The organism is Inquilinus sp. (assembly GCF_057815775.1).
In genome coordinates this window covers 1-6613 of sequence record NZ_JBYRFX010000164.1, presented here as the reverse complement: position 1 = coordinate 6613, position 6613 = coordinate 1, and the positions used below count along the sequence as shown (strand labels likewise).

General features: G+C 67.7%; 7 protein-coding genes. 3 read left to right on the top strand and 4 right to left on the bottom strand.

The annotated features are described in order from the left end of the window. The coding region (locus AC3XYG_RS05985) for an MFS transporter (RefSeq protein ID WP_489138900.1) at positions 1-1081 on the top strand (1081 nt) is incomplete at its 5' end. Continuing rightward, positions 1078-2112, top strand: coding sequence for a tetratricopeptide repeat protein (locus tag AC3XYG_RS05980; RefSeq protein WP_489138899.1), 1035 nt, complete (start codon positions 1078-1080; stop codon positions 2110-2112). The genes AC3XYG_RS05985 and AC3XYG_RS05980, both read left to right, overlap by 4 nt. A gap of 81 nt (positions 2113-2193) precedes the next feature. On the opposite strand, the gene AC3XYG_RS05975 is transcribed toward AC3XYG_RS05980, so the two are convergent. The 4 genes from AC3XYG_RS05975 to AC3XYG_RS05960 all read right to left on the bottom strand — a co-directional run bounded on the left by AC3XYG_RS05975 (position 2194) and on the right by AC3XYG_RS05960 (position 5383). Further along, entirely contained in the window at positions 2194-2955 is a 762-nt protein-coding gene (locus AC3XYG_RS05975) for a class I SAM-dependent methyltransferase (protein ID WP_489138898.1), read from the bottom strand. 282 nt (positions 2956-3237) lie between these two features. Beyond that, complete coding sequence (locus AC3XYG_RS05970; protein ID WP_489138897.1) at positions 3238-3936, bottom strand: hypothetical protein; 699 nt, start codon at positions 3934-3936, stop codon at positions 3238-3240. A gap of 8 nt (positions 3937-3944) precedes the next feature. Next, positions 3945-4703: an SDR family NAD(P)-dependent oxidoreductase gene (locus tag AC3XYG_RS05965; RefSeq protein ID WP_489138896.1), complete on the bottom strand. Its 759-nt coding sequence runs from the start codon at positions 4701-4703 to the stop codon at positions 3945-3947. Continuing rightward, a complete protein-coding gene (locus AC3XYG_RS05960) occupies positions 4700-5383 on the bottom strand; it encodes a DUF6134 family protein (RefSeq protein ID WP_489138895.1) in 684 nt (227 codons plus the stop codon). Before AC3XYG_RS05960 ends, AC3XYG_RS05965 begins: the two co-directional genes overlap by 4 nt. A gap of 224 nt (positions 5384-5607) precedes the next feature. Here AC3XYG_RS05960 and AC3XYG_RS05955 point away from each other — a divergent pair. Continuing rightward, a partial coding sequence (locus AC3XYG_RS05955; protein ID WP_489138894.1) for a malonyl-CoA decarboxylase domain-containing protein occupies positions 5608-6613 on the top strand: 1006 nt, incomplete at its 3' end.

The window sequence follows — 6613 nt, the reverse complement described above, 5'->3', positions numbered from 1 at the left end:
GCTGACCATGGCGGCGATCTGGTTCCTGCTGGTGCCCGGCCCGGGCGCCGGCGGCGCGCATCTGCTGGCCTGGAGCCTGGCGCTGCATCTCGGCTGGACCCTGATGATCCTGCCGATGTACGCGCTGGGGGCCAAGCTGTCCGGCGACTATCACGAGCGCAACCGCATCACCGGCTTCCGCGAAGGCGCCATCCTGCTCGGAACGCTGGCGGCGCTGGGACTGCCGGCCCTGGCCGGGCTGGACGGCCAGACGGCGGCGGCGCTGCGCCTGCTGGCGCTGGCGCTGGCCGTGCTGCTGCCGCTATCGGTCCTGGTTTTCGTCCTGGCCGTTCCCGAGCCGCGCCAAGCCCGCATCGGCGCTCCGCCGCCCGGGCTGGGGCGGGGCCTGCGCCTGCTGGCCGGCAACGCGCCGTTCCGCCGGCTGATCGTCGCGTACCTGCTGAACGGCGTCGCGAACAGCCTGCCGGCGACGCTGTTCCTGCTGTTCGTCGGCGACGTGCTGCGGGCGCCCGCCTGGGCCGGGCCGCTGCTGCTGCTCTATTTCGGCGTCGGGGTCTGTGCCATCCCGCTCTGGCTCGTCATCGCCCGTCGGGTCGACAAGCACCGGCTGTGGTGCGGGGCGATGCTGGCGAATTGCGCCGTGTTCCTGTGGGTACCGCTGCTCGGCCCCGGCCAGCTGGTGCCCTTCACCGCCATCCTCGTGCTCAGCGGCCTGTTCCTCGGCGCCGACCTGGTGCTGCCGCCCTCGATGCAGGCCGATGTGGTCGATGTCGACACGGTCGAAGGCGGCCCGCAGCGCACCGGGCTGTTCTTCGCCCTGTGGAGCATGGCGACCAAGCTGGCACTGGCGGCGGCGGTCGGCTTCGCCTTTCCGATCCTCGATGCCGCGGGTTTCGTCTCCGGCGCGCCGGATGGGGCCGGCGATGGGGCCTTGGCCCTGCTGTACGGCGCCGTGCCGGTGGCATTCAAGCTGGCGGCGGTGGCCTTGATGTGGCGCTATCCGCTGACTCGCGCGAAGCAGGCGGCCATCCGCCAGCGGATCGAAACCGGGATCGCCGCACCCCAGGTGCCCTCGACATGACACAGACGCCCGATCTCGCCGCCATCGCCGACCAGGTGCGGCGGGGCGCGTTCGCCGAGGCGGAGGCCGCCTGCCGCGCCTTCCTCCGGCACGAGCCGGACCATCCCGGCGGCCAGTACCTGCTGTCCGTCGTGCTGCTGCAACGCTCGGCTTTCGACGAAGCATTGCAGCAGGCGCGCCGATGCCTGGCGACGGCCCGTGCCCATGCCGGCGCCTCACTGGTCGCGGCCCGGGCGCTGCGAGCGCTCGGTCGCGTGCCCGAAGCCGTCGTCGCCGCGGCGCAGGCCCTGGGGTCGGCGCCGGACCATCGCGACCTCGACCCGCTGCTGGGCTCGCTGCTGGTCGACCTCGACGCGCCGAAGGCCGAGGACCACCTCACGCGCCTGGTCGCTCGCCATGCTGACGACCCGGAGGGCTGGACCGAACTCGGGCGCTTCCTGCTCAAGGCCGAACGCTGGCAGGAAGCGCATGGCGCCTTCGCCAAGGCCCTGCTCCTCGCGCCGCAATCGGCACTGGCCCGGTTGGGCGAGGCGCGCAGCCTCGACGGCCTCGGCCAGACCGAGGCGGCGCTGCGATCGTTCGGGCTGGCCGAGCAGCTCGACCCGGCCGCCGTGGGCCCGTCCTATCACCTGGGGCGATGCCTGGCCGAGGCCGGCGATCTCGCCGCCGCCCGCGACGCCCTGCAGCGTGCCGTGGCGAAGCAGCCGGAGGCCGCCGACGCCTGGTTCACCCTCGGGCTCGTGCTGCAGGACCTGCTGGACCACCCGGCCGCGGCGGCGGCGTTCGACCGGGCGGTCGGACTGCGCCCCGACTGGGTGCCCGCCATCGCCAACCGGGGTGTGTCGCTGCAGGAAAGCGGCGACCTGCCGGGGGCCCTCCGGTCTTACCGCCGGGCCTATGGCCTGGACGCCGACAGCATCGGCATCATCGTCCAGGCTCTCGCCGCCGCCAGGACCGGCAAGATCTGGCTCGATCCCGTGGCCATGAAGACCGATCTGGCGGCGTGCGACACAAAAAAGCCCGAACGATGATTCAGAGGCCCCGGCCGAGCGGTGTGGTCCCGGGTGGGGCAGGTGGGGTGCCATTGGCGCGGCACCCCGATGAGACCAAGCCTATCTGATGCAGACAAGCATTGGCTGCCAGTCGCCCTTGACGTGGACAATTTCGCAGGAGCTGAAGCCTATGCGTCGGCAAAGGTCGAAAAGAAAATCCTGACGATAGGCAACAGCTGCCTCCGGCTGCTGCAGCGATTCCACATGCGAATTGCCCATCTGATGACTGAACGTGTGGCGCGTTCCCAGAGTAGGCGGCGGATAATCCAGTGAAAAATGGTAATGCGCCGCGATGCCGCCCGGCTTCAGCAGACGATGGCTCTCCTTCAGATAGTTGACGAGCTCAGGCTCAAGCAGATGGGTGAAAAGAGATGTTGAGAATACGAAATTTACGCTGCTTTCGGGCTCCGGCAGTTGATAGGGGTTGGTTTCGCTCGAATCCTGCCGGTACGAGACACTTTTGTCGGTGGATAGAAGAAACCGGAATCTCTCTTTATCAAAATTCTGCCGGCACCATTCAAGAGCCTCGTCATCAATGTCGACGCCAATATAGGTTCCTCGAAAATCCTTATCCTTGAAGCGAAAATCCCGGATGTGATGGGCGAATCGGCCGCAGCCGCAGCCGATGTCCAGAATTGTTGAGTCCAGCTTTATAGCTTCTCTTTCCATCCAATAGAGCCAGAAATTCTTCGCCGCAGTCAGATAATGTATATGATTGTGAAATAGTCTGCCAGAAACACCGACGCGGACGCGTAAATGATTTGGTGGAATTTTTCTAATTTCTTTAAACATAATTTTCGGAAATATATCAAATGAATTCATCGCAATCTTAAACGCAGGGTTGAAACTTAAGCTTGAGACGGATGGAAATACTTTCCGAATAGCCTTATCGAAACTTAGCGCTGACATTGGTTTCCCCTTCCATGTCAATGAAATTTTATGCCACGATATTAAGACTGTAACCTTATTTTTCTTAGAGAGGGGATAATCAGCCTATACGCCGTACAGTTCAAGGTTGCCTGTCGCGTCGTCGCGAAATCCATTATTTGTCGGATAAATGAAAGAAAATCGGGTGGGGAGAAATGCGCGCCACGCAGGCTGGCATCAGCCTTTGCCGGCACGATAGCGGCGGCGGTAGACGCCGGGGCGGTCCAGGATCGCGTCGCCGGTCTGCCGGTAGGCCGTCGCCTGCTCCAGTGTGAAGGGCGAGAATTCGAGATCCAGGGCCTCGCGCCGGACCGGGATGCACTGCGCCACAGGCGTCCCGGCCGGCAGCGTGCCGGCGAAGGCGGGGTCGGTCCACAGCGCCGGGAAGAAGATGCCGACATCGGTGAAGCGGTCGGCATCGACCAGGCCGGTCAGCAGGCGGAACGGCAGGTCCTCCCGGTTCGCCGGATGCATGGCCAGCAGCGACCAGCCGTCTTCCAGCTCGATGGTCCAGAAGCTGTTGAACTTGACGATCATCCGCCCCTGGTCCAGCGGTGTGCCAGTGACCTGGGCCGGTGCGTGGAAGCTGAGCGGCGAGCGCGGGTGGCCCGGCGTGTCGGGCCAGGGCGCCTGCCAGTCCCAGGACAGCACGCCGTTGTCGACATGCACGTCGCAGGGCAGCCGGATCATGAAGCCGGTGCTCATCGCATCGATGAAGGGCGGGCATTGCTTGACCGTGCGGATATCCTGGCCGTGCAGGTCCGACGCGGCCGTCGCCGGCATGCTGCGCAGCCAGCCCGGCAGCGTATGGCGGGCCAGCTCCGGCCGAGGCAGGATGTCGGCGAGCGCCGGATCGCAGCGGAATTTGACCTTCATGCCAAGCCTCACTTGCCGGTGAAACGCGACACCAGCGGGAAATACAGGGCGTAGGGCAGGGCGCGCAGCAGCTTCAGCGACCAGGCCATCCGGCGCGGGAAGGCGATCTCGAAGCCGCCCCGCGCCAGCCCGGCGACGATGCGGTCGGCGGCGTCTTCGGCCGAGATCAGGAACGGCATCGGGAAGCGGTTGCGGTCGGTCAGCGGCGTCTTGACGAAGCCGGGGCTGACCAGCTGGATCACCAGCCCCAACCGGCGGAAATCGAACCGCAGCGACTCGCACATCGCGATCAGCGCGGCCTTGGTGGCGCTGTAGGACACCGCGTCGGGCAGGCCGACATATCCGGCGACGGAGGAGATCACGGCGAGATGGCCCTGCCGCCGGGCGCGCCAGTCCGGCAGCAGCGCCGCGATGCAGGCGGCGGTGCCCAGCAGGTTCAGCTCGGTGGTCCGGCGAAAGTCGGCGAGGTCCAAGCCTCCGGTGGAATCGGCCTCGTAGCCGCCGGCGGACAGGATGGCGAGCGCGATCGGGCCGTGTTCGGCCTGGATCCGGCCGACAATGGCCCGGACAGAATCGGCATCGGTCACGTCGGCCGGGTAAGGCAGCAGCCGGCCGCCGCCCTCCGCCGCCAGCGCCTGCAGCACATCGGCGCGGCGGGCGGTGCAGGCGACGCGCCAGCCGTCGCGGGCCAGGCGCAGCGCGGTCGCCCGGCCGATGCCGGACGACGCGCCGGTGATCCAGGCGATGCCTTGGGAGGGCTGGGTCATGCGGAATTGCTCTCCAGCCGATAGGTCACCTGGCTGCCTCGGGCGGTGAAGTCCAGCTTTACCCAGTCGCCGGCAGGGCCGTACCAGATGTCGAGCGTGATCTCGCCACTGAGATGGTAGCGCGTTGCCTGCACCGGGCCCGACGGGGTCTGCACCGTCTCCACCCCCAGGCGGCTGGTGGCGCTGGGCAGCAGCTTGCCGCTGCGGGTGTCCAGCAGCTGGCTCTGCCCGATCATGCGCGGGTCCCAATAGCTCGACGGGATGATGTCGCCGGGGGCGTCGTAGTCGCCGAAGGTGGAGCGGATGCGGAACACAGTCCCGACCCGGACGCCGTGCACGACATAGGGCTTGCCGTCATCGTCGGTGGTGGTCTCGATCGCCACCAGCCGGCCGCCCTGCCAGGTCTCGTGGTTGCGGTGGGTGAAGCGGAACACCGGGATGCTGGCGAAGGTGACGACGAGGTCGACCGCGACCCGCACCTCCAGCCGGTCGCCGGCCCGGGTGAAGTCGACATGATGGGTGCCGATGTCGTCATCGCCGCGGAACACCCGGAAGGCGATGTCGTGACTGCCCGGCGCCGCCAGCAGCCGAGCGGGCATGGCGAGGGCGGCGGCCATCGCCATGCCGCCGCTGAGAATGGTGCGCCGGGATGGTGCCGACAGGATCGATCCGAAACCCATGGGTCCTCTCGCATGGCCGGGCCGGGTGGCCGGGGCTTGTTCCGGTACGGGCAGCAGGGCGGGCCGGATCACGCGGCCGCCCGCATCATGTGACGATGCCATGACATCAGGCGCCTGTCCCGGCCCACGCGCCGGGGCATGCGTGCCGCGACGCCGCAGCGATTGTCCGGCCGCCCCGAACCGCCTTAGCCTGGAGCGACCCGTCGGACCGACACTGGGGCGCCATGCAGATCACCGACCTGATCAACTCGATCGCCGATCGCGGCCTGGAGCTGTTCGCCTTCGGCCGCGACCGCAGCTTGCCGGACGATTTGCCCGGCATCTGCCGGGCGCTGCTGTCAGAGCGCGGCGAGGCCTCCGGCATCGCCCTGGCGCGCGAGCTGGTGGCGCTGTACCGCCGGCTGGACGAAGCCGGCCGCGAAGCCTTCTTCGCCATGCTGGCCCGGGAATTCGGGCCCGACCATGCCACCATCACGGCGGCCGCGCAGGCCTTCATCGCGACGCCGAACGCGGATGCGGCGCTGGCCCTGGCCGAGGCGGCGGAGCCGCCGCGGCGGGAGCTGCTGCGCCGGATCAACATGCTGCCGGAGGGTACCGAGTTCGTGATAGGCCTGCGCGCCGACCTGCTCGACCTCGCCGATGAAAAACCGGAGTTGCGGACCGTGGATGCCGATCTGAAGCATGTCCTGACCTCCTGGTTCTCCGGCGGGTTCCTGGAACTGCGCCGCATCACCTGGGAGACGCCGGCGATCATCCTGGAGAAGCTGATCCAGTATGAGGCGGTGCACGCCATCCCCGGCTGGGAGTTCCTGCGCCGGCGGCTGGCCGAGGATCGCCGCTGCTATGCCTTCTTCCACCCGGCGCTGCCGAACGAGCCGGTGATCTTCGTCCAGGTCGCGCTGGTGCGGGGCCTGGCGGGCGAGGTTGCGCCGCTGCTCGACCCGAATGCGCCGATCGGCGATGCCGCAGCGGCGGACACGGCGATCTTCTACTCCATCACCAACACCCAGAAGGGGCTGCGCGGCATCTCCTTCGGCAGCTTCCTGCTGAAGCAGGTGGTGGCCGATCTGCAGCAGACCTTGCCCGGACTGACCACCTTCTCGACCCTGTCGCCGATCCCCGGCTTCCGGCGCTGGCTGGAGACGGCGGTGCCGCAGCACGACCAGCCGGCGGTGCGCGCCGCGGCGGAGACGCTGCTGCCGATGCTTGTGGGGGAGGGCGGGCTGGAGG

What these genes read in the sequence shown, in the direction of transcription:
- AC3XYG_RS05980 (WP_489138899.1), top strand. Translation starts at nt 1,078, where the DNA reads ATGACACAGACGCCCGATCTCGCCGCCATCGCCGACCAGGTGCGGCGG.
- AC3XYG_RS05975 (WP_489138898.1), bottom strand. Translation starts at nt 2,955, where the DNA reads ATGAATTCATTTGATATATTTCCGAAAATTATGTTTAAAGAAATTAGA.
- AC3XYG_RS05970 (WP_489138897.1), bottom strand. Translation starts at nt 3,936, where the DNA reads ATGAAGGTCAAATTCCGCTGCGATCCGGCGCTCGCCGACATCCTGCCT.
- AC3XYG_RS05965 (WP_489138896.1), bottom strand. Translation starts at nt 4,703, where the DNA reads ATGACCCAGCCCTCCCAAGGCATCGCCTGGATCACCGGCGCGTCGTCC.
- AC3XYG_RS05960 (WP_489138895.1), bottom strand. Translation starts at nt 5,383, where the DNA reads ATGGGTTTCGGATCGATCCTGTCGGCACCATCCCGGCGCACCATTCTC.